The sequence below is a fragment of the Cohnella sp. 56 genome, from assembly GCF_037963805.1.
Taxonomy (GTDB): domain Bacteria; phylum Bacillota; class Bacilli; order Paenibacillales; family Paenibacillaceae; genus Cohnella.
Map to the genome: position 1 here is coordinate 613,111 of NZ_JAZDQE010000002.1, position 14,093 is coordinate 627,203.

At 63.5% G+C, this 14,093-nt stretch carries 15 protein-coding genes; 9 read left to right on the forward strand and 6 right to left on the reverse strand.

Translation table 11 applies throughout. From position 1 onward, the window contains the following. Window positions 1-70: 70 nt before the first annotated feature. On the reverse strand, window positions 71-958 hold the full coding sequence (locus VQ071_RS05555; RefSeq protein WP_340512867.1) for an AraC family transcriptional regulator: 888 nt from the start codon (window positions 956-958) through the stop codon (window positions 71-73). Between the two features lie 196 nt (window positions 959-1,154). Between VQ071_RS05555 and VQ071_RS05560 the strand changes: the two genes are divergently transcribed. Both VQ071_RS05560 and VQ071_RS05565 read left to right on the forward strand, forming a co-directional pair. Continuing rightward, window positions 1,155-2,108 carry an aldo/keto reductase gene (locus VQ071_RS05560; protein ID WP_340512868.1) on the forward strand — a complete coding sequence of 318 codons (954 nt, stop codon included), beginning with the start codon at window positions 1,155-1,157 and terminating at the stop codon, window positions 2,106-2,108. Then, window positions 2,105-3,121, forward strand: coding sequence for a zinc-binding alcohol dehydrogenase family protein (locus VQ071_RS05565; protein ID WP_340512869.1), 1,017 nt, complete (start codon window positions 2,105-2,107; stop codon window positions 3,119-3,121). Before VQ071_RS05560 ends, VQ071_RS05565 begins: the two co-directional genes overlap by 4 nt. Before the next feature lie 211 nt (window positions 3,122-3,332). On the opposite strand, the gene VQ071_RS05570 is transcribed toward VQ071_RS05565, so the two are convergent. The 3 genes from VQ071_RS05570 to VQ071_RS05580 all read right to left on the reverse strand — a co-directional run bounded on the left by VQ071_RS05570 (window position 3,333) and on the right by VQ071_RS05580 (window position 5,380). Beyond that, a complete protein-coding gene (locus VQ071_RS05570; RefSeq protein ID WP_340512870.1) occupies window positions 3,333-3,524 on the reverse strand; it encodes a hypothetical protein in 192 nt (63 codons plus the stop codon). A 50-nt stretch (window positions 3,525-3,574) separates the two neighbouring features. Beyond that, window positions 3,575-4,090, reverse strand: a complete 516-nt coding sequence (locus VQ071_RS05575) for a hypothetical protein (protein WP_340512871.1) — start codon at window positions 4,088-4,090, stop codon at window positions 3,575-3,577. A gap of 684 nt (window positions 4,091-4,774) precedes the next feature. Next, window positions 4,775-5,380, reverse strand: coding sequence for a pentapeptide repeat-containing protein (locus tag VQ071_RS05580; RefSeq protein ID WP_340512872.1), 606 nt, complete (start codon window positions 5,378-5,380; stop codon window positions 4,775-4,777). A 463-nt stretch (window positions 5,381-5,843) separates the two neighbouring features. Between VQ071_RS05580 and rsmD the strand changes: the two genes are divergently transcribed. Both rsmD and coaD read left to right on the forward strand, forming a co-directional pair. Then, entirely contained in the window at window positions 5,844-6,407 is a 564-nt protein-coding gene (gene rsmD, locus VQ071_RS05585) for a 16S rRNA (guanine(966)-N(2))-methyltransferase RsmD (protein WP_340512873.1), read from the forward strand. Further along, window positions 6,408-6,926 carry a pantetheine-phosphate adenylyltransferase gene (gene coaD, locus VQ071_RS05590; RefSeq protein ID WP_340512874.1) on the forward strand — a complete coding sequence of 173 codons (519 nt, stop codon included), beginning with the start codon at window positions 6,408-6,410 and terminating at the stop codon, window positions 6,924-6,926. A gap of 181 nt (window positions 6,927-7,107) precedes the next feature. Here the strand turns inward: coaD and VQ071_RS05595 are convergent, their stop codons facing one another. Next, complete coding sequence (locus VQ071_RS05595) at window positions 7,108-8,481, reverse strand: hypothetical protein (RefSeq protein ID WP_340512875.1); 1,374 nt, start codon at window positions 8,479-8,481, stop codon at window positions 7,108-7,110. A gap of 764 nt (window positions 8,482-9,245) precedes the next feature. Then, window positions 9,246-10,481 carry a nucleotidyltransferase gene (locus VQ071_RS05600; RefSeq protein WP_340512876.1) on the reverse strand — a complete coding sequence of 412 codons (1,236 nt, stop codon included), beginning with the start codon at window positions 10,479-10,481 and terminating at the stop codon, window positions 9,246-9,248. 157 nt (window positions 10,482-10,638) lie between these two features. Here VQ071_RS05600 and VQ071_RS05605 point away from each other — a divergent pair, with 157 nt between their 5' ends. The 5 genes from VQ071_RS05605 (at window position 10,639) to VQ071_RS05625 (ending at window position 14,082) form a co-directional block, all read left to right on the forward strand. Then, on the forward strand, window positions 10,639-11,163 hold the full coding sequence (locus tag VQ071_RS05605; protein WP_340512877.1) for a YceD family protein: 525 nt from the start codon (window positions 10,639-10,641) through the stop codon (window positions 11,161-11,163). A 67-nt stretch (window positions 11,164-11,230) separates the two neighbouring features. Next, complete coding sequence (rpmF, locus tag VQ071_RS05610) at window positions 11,231-11,404, forward strand: 50S ribosomal protein L32 (protein WP_340512878.1); 174 nt, start codon at window positions 11,231-11,233, stop codon at window positions 11,402-11,404. 109 nt (window positions 11,405-11,513) lie between these two features. Further along, window positions 11,514-12,098: a transcription factor FapR gene (gene fapR, locus VQ071_RS05615; RefSeq protein ID WP_340512930.1), complete on the forward strand. Its 585-nt coding sequence runs from the start codon at window positions 11,514-11,516 to the stop codon at window positions 12,096-12,098. Then, window positions 12,095-13,084 (forward strand): phosphate acyltransferase PlsX, encoded by a 990-nt coding sequence (gene plsX, locus VQ071_RS05620; protein WP_340512880.1) that lies wholly within the window; start codon window positions 12,095-12,097, stop codon window positions 13,082-13,084. Before fapR ends, plsX begins: the two co-directional genes overlap by 4 nt. 11 nt (window positions 13,085-13,095) lie before the next feature. After that, window positions 13,096-14,082, forward strand: a complete 987-nt coding sequence (locus VQ071_RS05625) for a beta-ketoacyl-ACP synthase III (protein ID WP_340512881.1) — start codon at window positions 13,096-13,098, stop codon at window positions 14,080-14,082. Window positions 14,083-14,093 lie beyond the last annotated feature (11 nt).

The following is a 14,093-nucleotide window of genomic DNA, read 5'->3' on the forward strand; positions in this document are numbered from 1 at the left end:
CGCGCCCGCCATCCCCGTATGCGAGGCTTTGGAGACAGCCGCTACCAAGTATGGCGGTGAGCCGCCCCCGTCACGGATAGCGAGGCGGATCCTGATCGGCCGCACGGCGATAGGCAGCCGGCGTCTGGCCTACCGCGCGTCTGAACAGGCTGTGAAAGTGAGGCAAGCTGTCGAAGCCGCATTCGGCGGCGATCCAGGCGACTGTGTGGCCGGTCTCCTGCAGCATCTGCTTGGCCTTCACGATCCGCTTGGCGGCGATGAAGCCGGTGACGTTCATGCCGGTGAGCTGCCGGAATACCCGACTGAAGTGCGCGGGGCTGACGGATGCCCGCTCGCTCAACTCGCTCAGTCCGATTTTCCCCGTATAGTGCTCGTCGATATGCAGCAGCGCGTCCCGCATCCAGTGCGGTCTGACCGCCTTCGGCGGGCTCGTCTGCGCGACGCCGGCCGCCCCGAGCTCCCGGCTCGCGAGCAGCAATATCCGCTGCGTCAGCAGGGTCACGGCGTGCCGTACCCCAATCTCCGATGCACGCAGCTCCTCGTCGATCTCACGCAGGATGCGTTCGAGCTCAGCCTGCAGAACCGTGCCGCACGGGAGGTGGTGCCGCCGGTTCATCCGGCTCCACTCGAGGCATTGCAAATAGGAGAACGGCTCGCCGAGCGAAGGCTGCATCACAAGCGGAGCTTGGAAGAAGACGGCGGTCGACGTGACGGGCTCCACAGCGTCGGGAAAAGCGCGATGAATGGTGTTGCCAGGCACGATGAAGAGGCTGCCCGGCTGCATGTCGTAAAAGGTTCGATCGATAAAGAAGGTGCCTTTGCCGCTGTGGACATAGACCAGCTCGTGCCAGTCATGCAGATGATCCGGCAGTTCGCGCTGCTCGGTCTTGGTATCCCTGTACACCATAGAAAACGGAAACGACGGCGGAACGTTAAACTGCTTGTAAACCGGCTTCATCCGTTCCACCTCGCACACAAGCGATTTATACTCAAAATATCAAAAAACGATATAAATGTGCAAGCTTAAGCAATTTTAGTTTTGATATCGGATGTTAATATAAAAGGAGAACGCTTGCATCGCTTCATTTCGTCATCGCTTAGGCGGCGTAGGCGTTCTATTGACTGCAACAATTGAGAATGGGGGGCAGTACAACGTGATATATCGCAAATTGGGACGCACCGGGCTTGATGTCTCGGCGTTAAGCTTCGGAGCCTCCTCGCTCGGCTCCGTATTCCGCAGCACCGACGAATCCGAAGGCATCCGGACGGTGCATGCCGCGATCGACGCCGGAATCAACTATATCGATGTTTCGCCTTATTATGGGGCGACTCGGGCAGAAGCCGTGCTGGGCAGAGCGTTGAAGGAGATCGCCCGCGACAAGTTCCTGCTGTCGACCAAGGCGGGCCGCTACGGCGAAGACGCATTCGACTTTTCCCGAAGCCGGATATTCGCCAGTGTGGAAGAGAGTCTGGCGCGACTGCATGTTGACGAGATCGACATCCTCTATCTGCACGATATCGAGTTCGTACCGGCGGACATCATATTCGAACAGGCGCTGCCCGCGCTGCAGCGGCTGAAGGAAGACGGCAAGATCCGGTTCGCCGGCATCTCGGGCCTTCCGCTTGCCTTGTTCGAGACCTTTGTACCGCGCGCTCAGGTAGACTGCATCCTCACTTATTGCCATTATGCGTTAAACGATTCGAGTCTGCTGAGCTTGCTGCCTTTGTTCGAAGCGAGCGGCGTCGGACTGGTCAATGCCTCGCCGCTCTCGATGGGGCTGCTGAGCACGCGCGGCACGCCGGACTGGCATCCGGCCGGACCCGATATCAAAGCGGCATGCCTGAAGGCGGCGCAGCATTGCGCGGATCGGGGAGCGGACATCGCCAAGCTGGCCGTACAGTTCTCGACGGCGAACGAGCGCATCCCGACAACGCTGGTCAGCACGGCGAATCCGGTCAATATCGCGAACAACGCCGCATGGACCGAGGAGCCGATCGACGAGCAGCTGCTGGCGGAGGTCCTCGAGATTCTGGCGCCTGTGCGCGACCTGACCTGGCCGAGCGGACGTGCCGAATACAACCGGCAGATCGGAGGCGAGGCGAGTTGAGAGGGATTATATGCGAGGAGATCGGACGCTTCCGCCTGGCCGACGATCTGCCAGAGCCCATCCGCGGGCCGGGGGAGGCTATCGTCGCGATCCGGCGGCTCGGCATCTGCGGGACGGATCTGCATGCCTTCAGGGGAAGGCAGCCGTTCTTCTCCTATCCGCGCATACTGGGGCATGAGCTGGCCGGCGTCGTGGAGGCGGTCGATCCAAGCGAGGAGCAGCTGAAGGTCGGCGATCAGGTCGGCATTATTCCTTACATGCACTGCGGCAATTGCATCGCTTGCCGGAGCGGCAAGACAAACTGCTGTACGCATATGCAAGTGCTCGGCGTCCACATTGACGGCGGCATGCGGGAGCGAATCGCGGTGCCGGCGACACATCTGATCGCCGCCAACGATCTGACGCTCGACCAGACGGCAACGCTGGAGCCGCTGGCGATCGGCGCGCACGCCGTGCGCCGGTCGGGCCTGACGGCCGGAGAGACCGCGCTCGTCATCGGCGCAGGTCCGATCGGGCTGGGCGTCATGGCGTTCGCAAAGGCGCGGGGCGCCAGGGTCATCGCCATGGACATCGACGAGGATCGTCTGGCGTTCTGCCAGGCATGGACCGGTGCAGATGCGACGGTACTGGCGCTTGAGGACCCGCTGGCACGCCTGCTGGCGGCGAACGGCGGCGAGCTGCCCGGCGCTGTGTTCGACGCTACGGGCAATGCACAATCGATGACCGCCGCTTTCGGCTATGCGGCGCACGGCGGCAGATTGGTCCTGGTCGGATTGGTCAGCGCAGACATCGCATTCCACGATCCGGAATTCCACAAGCGCGAGCTGACGCTCATGGGCAGCCGCAATGCGACCCGGGAGGATTTTCAGTGGGTGCTGGAGTCCATGGCAGCCGGGAACCTCGACGTCGGGCGGTATATTACGCATCGCGCCAACCTGGACAGCATGATCGAACGGTTCGCGGATTGGCTGAAGCCTGAGACACATGTCATCAAAGCGATGGTCGAGCTCTAATCGTTTGTGTTTCTTGCGCGGGCGGCCGAGCGGCAGACATGGCACCGGGCTCGACGTGCTGTCCGCAAACAAGCCTTGCAACCTTCGAGGAAGGATTGCAAGGCTTGTCTGTTCTGCGATGTCATTGCCGCTGACGTCGTAGCTGCCACGACCTTTTGCCGCCAAGGCTGCCATCCTCCATGAATGGCAGCACCCGCCTGTTGTGGCGCGATCAGCCGTGATAGCTGCCGATTGGCTCGCTCAGCACCCATTCGAGCAGCAGCATTTGCTCCTCGAGGCGCTCGGACTGTGCCTGGAGTTCGGGGCGGGCCTCGTCGCCCGCCTCCGCGTACAACGCCCCAACCGCTTGCTTGCGCGTCGAGAGCTCGTGATACTTGCGTTTGACTTGATCCGCCGTTCTCAATGTTGATGCTCCTTTGCCGCAAAAGATCGCAATCTTGCGCCAGTGCCGCGTCAGGCCGCCCGCTTGGGAGCGGCCCGCAGCACATAGATGTAGTAGCCCGCATAATAGGCGATCAGGATGAAGAAGATGGCTGCCGTCCACGGATCGCGCCCGTACTGCTGAAGGGTGTCTGCCTGGCCGCCCGCATTGACGGCGTCCTGCGTGCTCTGCATCGCGAACAGGAGCCGATAGGCGATTCTGCCGATGAACAGCGCGATGACCGCCGATTCGATGACGATGTGGGTCCGGTAGTACAGCCCGTCTGCCCGCCGTTCCACGATGCTGTGGCGGATGGCGAACCAGGCCAGCACGCCGCCTAGCACGAGGCCGGCCGCATCCGCGGCCAAGACGATCGGGTGGACGAATCCGGCTGCGATCAGAATGATTCCGATGACGGAAAAAATGCCGATCCGCACCTGGAGCCTTCTCGGACGAAGCAGCTGAAAACCGACTGTCCGCCGGATCCGGCGATACATGATGAAGGCGACCAAAAGGATCGGGACCGCGAATTGCGCGGCTTGGTTCATGGGCGTTCGTCCTTTCAAGCACGGTTTTGATTTGCTTAGTTTACCACAAAAGCGGGGGGAGCCGTCTATCCGTCCCTGGCCCGATGACAATTTTTGTTGGACGCGCCAAGGGGGGCGGCGCCGTCACATGACGAAAAGCCGCCGGAATCCGGCGGCTTCAATTATAAGAGGGCGATGACGAATCAGCGACGGGAACGCGGCGTGGTCTGCGGATCTTGCTTCAGCGTTTCCGACACCTCGGTCACCAAGAACGCCAGATAGTTTCTGAGAGAGAGACGTTGCTGCTTCATTCGTCATCACACCTCCTTTCATGCCAGTGCTGTTATAAATTTCTTACACGGAATGCAGGCGCTTGAATCGCCGGCGGACACAATACGCCGCAATTTAAGCCGTCTCCCGCATAACAAAGAAGACATCCGCCCTGCAGCAGGGGGCAGATGCCTTCTCCAGGCTTGATCTGGCCGTTCAAGCTCCCTCGCCCGAGGGCCGGCCGCATGAGCGCCGCGCGTCAGGCGGAGAAGCGGATCGTCAAGTAAATGGCAACGACAAACAAAAACACAGCCAGACAATAGCCCAGCACGAGCGCAACCGCCTTCGGACCGTTCACAGTCGATTCACCGCCCCGTACGTAATGCTTCTATTATACAGGACAAGCGGGAAGGAAATGAAATGACGGCTTTGTGGCTAACCGACTTTGGCCCCGTGCGACTGCGAGAACAATATGGCTTGCTCATGATCCATCCGCAGGCCGACGACGGCGAATTGCTTGAAGTCGACGCCTTGCATGTTGGCGCCCCGCACGTCGGCTCCCTGCAGGCGGGCTTGGGACAGCGACGCCATGGACAGATCGCAGTCCCTCAGATCGGCCTTCTCGAGCTGGGCGCCGGACAGGTCCGCTTCGTAAAATTTAACCCCGCGCAAGTGTTGCTTGGCCAATCGGGCATTCCGCAAGTTTGCATAGGACCAGTCGCCTTGAACAATGGTGATCCCGTCCAGCGTCGCACCGGAAAACGTGGAGCCCATCATTTTGCAGCGGTCGAACTTGCAGGCGAAAAGATCGGCATTGTCGAAGCTGCAGTTTTCGAATGCGGATTCCGTATGGACGGAGCCGTTCAGCGAAGCGCCGCGAAAATCGCAGGCGACAAAGCGGCATTTGACCGAAGTCAGCTCCTCCAGCGAGCCGCCGGCGAACGTGCAGCGGGTAAACGTGCAGCCGACCAGCTCGCCGTATCTTAAATCCTGACTGCCGAACGGTACGTTTTCATAGTTTTGCTGATTGTGCTGATACATCGAACGCCTCCTTGCCAGGGAGCAGCGGGGCAGCCACACGCCGCGCTGCCCGACCGCCCGAATTTTCATTATAAATATAGCATACGGCTGTCAAGGCCCCGGGTTATTCGGACCGGAAGTCAAGCTTTTTATTTTATAAAAAAAACGACCCCCGTCTTTCGACGGAGGTCACATGGGAGAGGAGAAACCGGACGAAGAACTTATGGGGAAACGTAAGCCTTCTCCGCGGTTATCCCCGGCATCTCGCGACGCCGGTAGTCACAGTATAGCCGGTGCGTGCGGAAATATACGTGCGCTCGCCCACATTTTAGGGGAACGAAGCAGCGGCGGTCGGACCGGGCGGCGACGGTGAGGACGGGCTTCCCGGAGACGGCGGGATATGGTAACATTAGCTCCATCGAAAGCCGCGGGCGAAATCCGCGGCTGTAGTTTTGGCATTATACGCACGGGGGTCGAGCTTCTGATGAGAGTCATATCCGGCGAGGCGCGGGGGCGTCCGCTCAAGGCGGTGCCCGGCCAGACGACCCGTCCGACGACGGACAAGGTCAAGGAAGCGCTGTTCAGCATGATCGGACCGTACTTCGACGGCGAGCGGGTGCTCGATCTGTTCGCAGGGACGGGCGGCCTCGGGATCGAGGCGCTGAGCCGAGGCGCGGGGCATGCGGTCTTCGTCGATGCGAACGCAAAGAGCATAGAGGTCGTGCGCGCCAACCTGGAGGCGACGCGGCTCGCGGCCCGGGCGGAGGTGTTCCGGCAGGACGCGGGCAAGGCGATCAGGCTGCTCGAGCAGCGCGGCGCAGAGCCGTTCGGGCTCGTCTTCCTCGATCCGCCGTACGCGATGAAAAACGGCGACGCGCTGCTGCTCGAGCTTGTGGAGCGGGGTCTCGCCGACGAAGATACGGTAGCGGTCGTCGAGCACGAATCCGGCTTCGAATACGGGGAGCGCATCGGTCCGTTCGAACGGCGGAGGCTCGCCCGGTACGGCGAGACCGCCATATCCATCTACAGATACGGAGGAGAAGCATAGGTGAATCTCAAGTCCAGCCGTCCCGAAGGCGAGCATCGCATCGCGGTGTATCCGGGCAGCTTCGATCCGGTCACGTTCGGCCATCTCGACATTATCCGGCGCGCGGCCAAGCAGTACGACACCCTCATCGTCGCGGTGCTCAACAATACGACCAAGAGCCCGCTGTTCTCCGTCGAGGAGCGGACGAGCCTGCTGCTCGAGGTGACCAAGGATCTGCCCAACGTGAAGATCGACAGCTTCCGCGACCTGCTCGTGCGCTACATGCGTTCGCAGCAGGCGCAGGTCATCGTGCGCGGCATCCGCTCCGTCACCGACTTCGAGTACGAGCTGCAGATGGCTTCGACCAATCGCCAGCTCGACGAAGGCATCGAGACGATCTTCATGATGACCAACCCCAAGTACTCGTACTTGAGCTCGAGCATCGTCAAGGAGATCGCCAAGTTCGACGGCGCCGTGCAGGACCTGGTGCCACCGGCGGTCGAGGCGGCGCTGCGCGGCAAGTTCAAGGAGCGGGACTGAGGCGGAGAGCGGGCAGACTGCCGTAGGCAAATGAAAAGCGGCATCGCAATCGGCGACGGCAAGCGGATATACGCGAGGCGAGGCGATAGCCGGGCAAGCGGCGACAACGAAGGGCTCTACGGCGGACGAATCCGCAGTAGAGCCCTTCGTCGTTGGCGGCCGCCGGTCGGACGGGCTGCGGCTATTTGGGGCGCTTGCCGCTCCCGCGGCGGCGGGGCGAGATGAGGGCGGCCAGCAGGGAGAGCAGGACGAATATCGCGAGCGAGGCGAGTGCGGCCAGCGTCGTCCCCGGCAGCAGCGCCCAGCCCGTCGGCAGCGGTCCTGCCGCCGGTACCGACGAGGCGGCCGGGCCGGCCAGCGCCTGCCAGACCGGCGTCAGCCCGGACAGCCAGCCGCGCTGTGCGGCGAGCGCGAGCGGGTAGGTGCACAGCAGGGCGAGCGCCGCATGCAGCAGACGCCCTGCGATGAAGGGCGGCCAAGGGAACCGTCCGCCGCCGCTCCAGGCGGCCCGCGCCTGCAGGAGCCCGCTGACCCCGCTCCAGGCCAGCGCCGCGGCGATGAGGGCGGCGGCCTTGGCGGGCGCCGCCTCGAACAGCGCGGAGCGGCCGGCGGCATAGGCGCCCAGGTGCATCTCGTACAGGCTCGGGATCGTCAGCCAGGCGTCGGTGCCGGGCAGCACGGTCTGCACGATGCGCAGCAGTACGGCGCTCATCATCATGAGGCCGCCGATCGCGAACAGCGTGGCGACCGCATGGGTGACGGCATCCGCGATCTGCTTGCCGAACGGACGCTGATCGGCGCTGCGCGCCTCCTGAATCGCCCGGTAGGCCCGTCTTAGCGGAGCGCCCTGAAGGCGATCCGGCAGCCACAGATCGTCGGGGCCGCCCGATCGGACATCCGCTGCGTCGGTGGCGTTCGCGTCCGCGCCGGGGGCGGCTGCCGCGTCACCGGGACGGCCGGGCAACTCCGCCTGCGGCCGGGTGCGAACGGCGGGAGCGTCCGCTTGTTCCGGCGCAGGCGCACGCCCGGACAATCTCGGCCAGATGATGCCCGCGGCGATGCCGGACAGCCACAAGCCGGCGGCGATCGTCCAGCCGTAGACGGGCGCCTGCAGGAAGCCGCTGCCGACCACGACGATGACGAGGAACGGGTTCGGCATATGCGAGAGCACGAGCAGCGATTCGGCATCCCGGCCCCGAATCAGTCCGCGGTCGCGCAGACGGGCGGTCTCGCGGGCGCCGGCCGGCACGCCCGCCGTCCAGCCCAGGGCGGCGACCCATCCCGCTGCGGGCGGCAGCCTGAACAGCCGGCGCATCAGCGGGCTGCCCAGGGCGGCGACGCCGTGCAGCAGGCCGGAGGCCGCGAGCAGCTCGGCCAGCATCAAGGGCGGGAGCAGACCGGGGAATACGGTCTGCCACCAGATCCCGAGCCCGCCGAGCGACGCTCTGAACGCCTCCTCGGGCGAGCGGACGATGCCGACGACAAGCGTCAGCGCGCAGCCGCCGAGCAGGAGAGAGATGATAAAGGAACTTTTGCGCGCAGCGGTTCCCGGCATGGCGCGTCCTCCTCGCGCCCATTCGGAACTAACGGCCGGCAGACGGGACGCATGGCGCGCGATGCGCGCGGCGAGGCGCCGGCCGCTGAATGGGACATGGTACAATGTACGCGGGCCCGTCCTGCGGTAGACCAGCCTTGTCCGTCAGGCGGGCGAGCGGCCTTAACCGGCCCCGGATGTATAGAAATAAATGCAGAAAAGCAGTAATTTTTGCTCGGCACCGCCGCTTCCTTGCAGATAACTGCAAAAAAGCATCTGATTGGTCCCGGGATCGGTCATTTCGGGCCGCCGATCGGCCGTTAGATGCATATTTGCAGCTATCCGCTACGATTGGCGCAAAACGGGATGAAAAAAATGCTGATTTGCATCTTTTGTACGGTGGCGGTGGCGGGGAGAAGCGCGGTATCAAACGCAGATGGATTGCGGTGAAAAATATGCGAAGACAAAAATAGTGTGAAAAGGCACGGCGGTAGAATGGTTGTGAGAAAGGTCGGGTTTAAGGTGTTGTGACAAAGATCGGAGATTAAGGTGCTGTGAGGAAGTACGGAATGGTTGAATCGCGGGCGGCCGCCAACGCCCGCCCGTACCGCCGTACCGCCGTACCTCCGTACCGCCGCAACTCCGCACCCGCGCCTCCGTACCACTGCAATTCCGTACCACCGCAACTCCGTATCTCCGTACCTCCGTACCACTGCAACTCCGTACCACTGCAACTCCGTACCACCGCACCGCCGCGCCTCCGTCAACTCAGCAACTCCGCGCCGCTAGATCCGCACCGGCGGCTCCGTATAGTCCCGCCAGGCGTCCGCGGGCCGCGCCGAGGCACAGCCCGCGGCGTAGACGGCGGTCGCCCGCGCGTCCATCGCCAGGTACGGCCAGTCGCCGTCCGCGGCCGACTGGACGACCGGCACGGCGGCCGTCTTCTTCATCCGCCGCAGCAGCTCCCGGCCCCGCGCGGTGAAGCCGAGCACGCGGATGTACTGCACGCCTCCCGCCAGCCTGTCCGCTGTCAGCTCCTCCTTGCGATGGCCGAGCAGGATGCGCGCCAGCATGCGCTGCAGCTTCGTCCGCGTGTAGCGCCTGGTCTTGAGCAGGTCGAGCAGCTCGTCCACCCGCCACGACCGCAGCTCGCGCAGCGCACCCTTGATGCGGTGCTCGAGCCCTTCGGTCACCTCGGCGTACGACGCCAGCTCCGCAGCGGGCAGCGCGCCGAGCAGGTGGAACAGCGGGCGGGCGAACGCCTCCCACCCGACCGGCGCCTTGCCTGCGGCCGCCTCGCGGCGGAGCACCGCGAGCGTGGACGACGGCGCGAAGGGCGCCAGCCCGTCCAGCGCGCCCCCCGCCTCGAAGATCAGCCTGCGCAGCGCCGTGGCGCTCGCGATCGCCGCATCGGTGATCGCCGTCTCGTTGTAGCCGGCCTTCTCGCGGCGGATCGAGTGGGCGGCCATCGGGCTGCCCAGCTTGCGCAGCGCGAGCAAGTAATGCAGGCCGAGCGTATGGTTCGGCTCGGCAAGCCCGAACGCGGCGTCGGCGTCGCCCTCAGCCGCGAGCAGCTCGCGCGCGGCTGAGGCGTACGCCGTCGGGTACGGCAGCCCCTCCTTGAGCAGCGCGCCGAGGCGCAGCCGCATCGCTTCCGACTCGGCGGCCAGCCGGTCGGCGATGCGCGCCAGCGCGCGCACGTCGCCGCTCTCGCTGCCGAAGCAGAGGGCGTCGCAGACGCCGGTCGCATCCAGCGCGGCCACCGCGCCGTAGGCGAACCACTGCGCAGGCTGGGCGCTGTAGGCGACCGGCAGCTCGAGCACGAGGTCGCAGCCCGCGCGCAGCGCCATTTCCGTCCGCGCCCACTTGTCTGCGACCGCCGGTTCGCCGCGCTGCAGGAAATGGCCGCTCATGACGGCGATCACGCTTTCCGCATCCGTTATTTTGCGCGATTGTTGTATATGATAGAGATGACCGTTGTGAAGCGGATTGTATTCGACGACGAGGCCGACGGTGGACATGAACGATAGTCTCCTTTGAAGCGTCAATTAATGTTATGATACCATGAAGCACCCGCCTATTCCCGATTGTGGAGCGGACACCGGCCCAACGCGTAAAATGTTGACAAAAGCGTTCCCGCGCGTCTATAATTATTTTTGTTTGTTTGGAGTGATTATTATGTTGCTCAATGTACAGGAACTGAGGGCAGGCAAGACCAAGATCGCCCTTCACGAGACGATTGACGTCGCCGATCTGCTGTCGCAGGTGCCTGGCGTACGTCCGGCCGGTCCGCTCGCAGCGGACGTCACGGCCGAGCCGCTCGGCGAGTTCGTCGAAGTGAACGGCACGCTTGACTGCAATCTCGAATGGACATGCGTACGCTGCTTGACCGCGTTCGAAGAGCCGCTTCACATTCCGTACGGCGAGCGCTTCAAGCAAGTCTCGCAGGAAGTGGCGGAGCTTGGAGAACAGGACGACGAGGATTTTGTACCGTTCCACGGCGATCGACTGGAGCTTCGGCCTTATTTGCAGGACGAACTGCTGCTCAATCTGCCGCTGTCGCCGACCTGCAGCGAGGACTGCAGAGGACTCGACCCGGAGACCGGCGAGAACCTGAACGGCAAGCCCGAGCGGTCGCGGCCGGCCAAGATCGACCCGAGGCTGGAGGCGCTCAAAGGCTGGTTCGATCCCGAACGTTCATAACGACATCGAAATAGGAATGCCGATAAAAGGCAGCTTTCGCTTTCGACTCTGGTAAGGAGGTGGGAACATGGCAGTACCTTTTGGCAAAACATCCAAAGCCCGCAAAAACAAGCGTCGGACGCACTTCAAGTTGGTCGTTCCAGGTTTGGTCGCATGCGAAAACTGCGGAGAACTGAAAATCTCGCACCGCGTGTGCAAGGTTTGCGGCACGTACAAATCCCGCGAAATCATCAAGCAATAATGAAATAACGCGTCCCGGCGTGACTAGCGTCAAGGCGCGTTTTTCTTTATCCGCTGATTGGCACCAGGTATCAGTATGAACATATAAGGCGGTGTCGCCCATGGAACGCATGCCCAAAAAGCAACGCCATCAGCAGCTCGCCCGCCTCATCGAGGACAATCCGTTCCTGACCGACCGGGAATTGACCCGTCTGCTCAAGGTCAGTATTCAGACGATCCGGCTCGACCGGCTGGAGCTGGCGATTCCGGAGCTGCGCGAGCGCCTGAAGCTGATGGCGGAGCGATCCTACGACCCGGTACGCTCGCTCCCGCTGCACGAGGTGATCGGGGACATCCTCGACCTGCAGCTCGACAAGAGCGGCATCTCGATGTTCGAGATCCGGGACGAGCATGTCTTCTCCCGCAGCGGCATCGCCCGCGGACATCATGTGTTCGCGCAGGCGAACTCGCTCGCGGTCGCGGTCATCGACGACGAGATCGCGCTGACCGCCTCGGCGGACATCCGCTTCATCCGTCCGGCCCGGCTCGGTGAGAAATGTATCGCAAAAGCGTATGTGCGGTCGAGCGGCGTTCAGAAGGGGAAAGCCAAGGTAGAGGTGTTCACCTACGTCGGCGACGAGATGGTGTTCCAGGGCAATTTTGTGATCTATCGCTCCGCAGGGGCTGCGGACGAGGAGGGAGCAGGAGAGGCATGAAAATTGCCATTGACGCGATGGGCGGCGACCATGCGCCCCGCGCGACGGTAGAGGGCGCGCTCGCCGCGGCCGGCCAATGGCCGAAGGCGGAGCTGCTGCTCGTGGGCCGGCCGGACGCGCTGGAGCCGCTGCTCGCGGCCGGCAGGCCGGCGAACATATCGATTGTGCCGGCGGCCGACGTGATCACGCCTGACGACGAGCCCGTGCGCGCCGTCAGGCGCAAGCCCGACGCCTCCATGAACGTGGCTGCACGGATGGTGAAGGAGGGCAGTGCCGACGCGATGATCTCCGCGGGCAATACCGGCGCCTTGATGGCTGCGGGCTTGCTCGTTCTGGGCAGGCTGAAGGGCATCGACCGGCCGGGCCTCACCTCGCTGTTCCCGACGACGGACGGCAAAGGTGTGCTCACGCTCGATCTGGGCGCCAATATGGACGCCAAGCCGGAGCATCTGCTGCAGTATGCGCTGATGGGCAGCATGTACAGGCACAAGGTGCACGGGCTCGACCGGCCCCGCGTCGGATTGCTGAACGTCGGCACCGAGGCGGCCAAGGGCAACGAGCTGAGCAAGGCCGCGTTCGAGCTGCTCGAGACGGCACCGATCAACTTTGTCGGCAACGTCGAGGCGCGGGACGTGCTCGGCCGCAGCTGCGACGTGCTCGTATGCGACGGCTTCTCCGGCAACATCCTGCTCAAGGCGATCGAGGGCGCCGCCGAGACGGTGTTCGGCCTGCTCAGGCAGGAGATGACGAGCAGCCTGCGCTCGAAGCTCGCCGCGGCCGTGCTGCGTCCGAACTTCAGGCGCGTCGGCAAGATGATGGACTACAAAGTATACAACGGCGCGCCGCTGCTCGGCGTGAACGGTCTGGTCGTCAAGAGCCACGGCTCCTCGGACGCCACCGCGACGATGCACGCGATCCGCCATACGGTGGCCGCGATCGACAACGGACTTATCCCCGCATTGGCCGAGGAATTCGGCGGAAAGTGAGAGAGAAGACGATGAATGGAATTCCCGTGGGTATACTGGGTATCGGCAAGTACGCGCCGGAGCGCTGCCTGACGAACCAGGAGCTCGAGCAAATGGTGGATACGAACGATGAGTGGATCGTCAGCCGCACCGGCATCCGCGAGCGCAGGATCGCTGCGGCGCACGAGGCGACGAGCGATCTGGCGTACGAAGCGGCCGTGAGCGCGCTGGCTTCCGCGAATATATCGGCGGATCAGCTCGATCTGATCATCGTCGCGACGATCACGCCCGACATGTTTTTCCCGTCGACGGCCTGCATTCTGCAGGATCGGCTCGGCGCCAAAAAAGCGGCGGCGTTCGATCTGTCCGCGGCTTGCTCCGGCTTCATCTACGGGCTTGCCAACGCATCGGGCTTCATCGCGCTCGGCACGTACAAGTACGCGCTCGTCATCGGCGCCGACACGCTGTCCCGCATTACCGACTACTCGGACCGCAACACCTGCGTGCTGTTCGGCGACGGCGCCGGCGCCGTCGTCATCGGTGAGGTGCCCGAAGGCCGCGGCTTCAAGTCGTTCGAGCTCGGCGCGGACGGCTCCGGCGGCCCCCATCTGCGCATTCAGGGCGGCGGCTCCCGCAATCCGTCGTCGGCGGAGACGATCGAAGGCAAGCGGCATTTTATCGAGATGAACGGGCGCGAGGTGTTCAAGTTCGCGGCCCGGATCATGGGCAACGCGGCCGAGGAAGCGCTCCGCAAGGCGGGCGTGGACAAATCCGAGATCGACCTGCTCGTGCCGCATCAGGCGAATATCCGCATCATCCAGGCTTCGCTTGAGCGGCTCGAGCTGCCGGCGGACAAATGCGTCATCAACGTGGACCGCTACGGCAACATGTCGGCCGCGTCCATCCCGCTGGCGCTGGCCGAAGCGGCGGAGGAAGGGCGCGTAAGCGTTGGCGACACGATCGCGCTCGTCGGCTTCGGCGGCGGCCTTACATGGGGCGCTTCGGTACTGGTCTGGTAAAGGGATAGAGG

Excerpts from the sequence above, each read along its gene's own strand:
- fapR (WP_340512930.1), top strand. The coding sequence starts at position 11,514 with ATGCCCAAAAAGCAACGCCATCAGCAGCTCGCCCGCCTCATCGAGGAC.
- rsmD (WP_340512873.1), top strand. The coding sequence starts at position 5,844 with ATGAGAGTCATATCCGGCGAGGCGCGGGGGCGTCCGCTCAAGGCGGTG.
- VQ071_RS05600 (WP_340512876.1), bottom strand. The coding sequence starts at position 10,481 with ATGTCCACCGTCGGCCTCGTCGTCGAATACAATCCGCTTCACAACGGT.
- VQ071_RS05580 (WP_340512872.1), bottom strand. The coding sequence starts at position 5,380 with ATGTATCAGCACAATCAGCAAAACTATGAAAACGTACCGTTCGGCAGT.
- VQ071_RS05555 (WP_340512867.1), bottom strand. The coding sequence starts at position 958 with ATGAAGCCGGTTTACAAGCAGTTTAACGTTCCGCCGTCGTTTCCGTTT.
- rpmF (WP_340512878.1), top strand. The coding sequence starts at position 11,231 with ATGGCAGTACCTTTTGGCAAAACATCCAAAGCCCGCAAAAACAAGCGT.
- plsX (WP_340512880.1), top strand. The coding sequence starts at position 12,095 with ATGAAAATTGCCATTGACGCGATGGGCGGCGACCATGCGCCCCGCGCG.
- VQ071_RS05575 (WP_340512871.1), bottom strand. The coding sequence starts at position 4,090 with ATGAACCAAGCCGCGCAATTCGCGGTCCCGATCCTTTTGGTCGCCTTC.
- VQ071_RS05595 (WP_340512875.1), bottom strand. The coding sequence starts at position 8,481 with ATGCCGGGAACCGCTGCGCGCAAAAGTTCCTTTATCATCTCTCTCCTG.
- VQ071_RS05625 (WP_340512881.1), top strand. The coding sequence starts at position 13,096 with ATGAATGGAATTCCCGTGGGTATACTGGGTATCGGCAAGTACGCGCCG.
- VQ071_RS05605 (WP_340512877.1), top strand. The coding sequence starts at position 10,639 with ATGTTGCTCAATGTACAGGAACTGAGGGCAGGCAAGACCAAGATCGCC.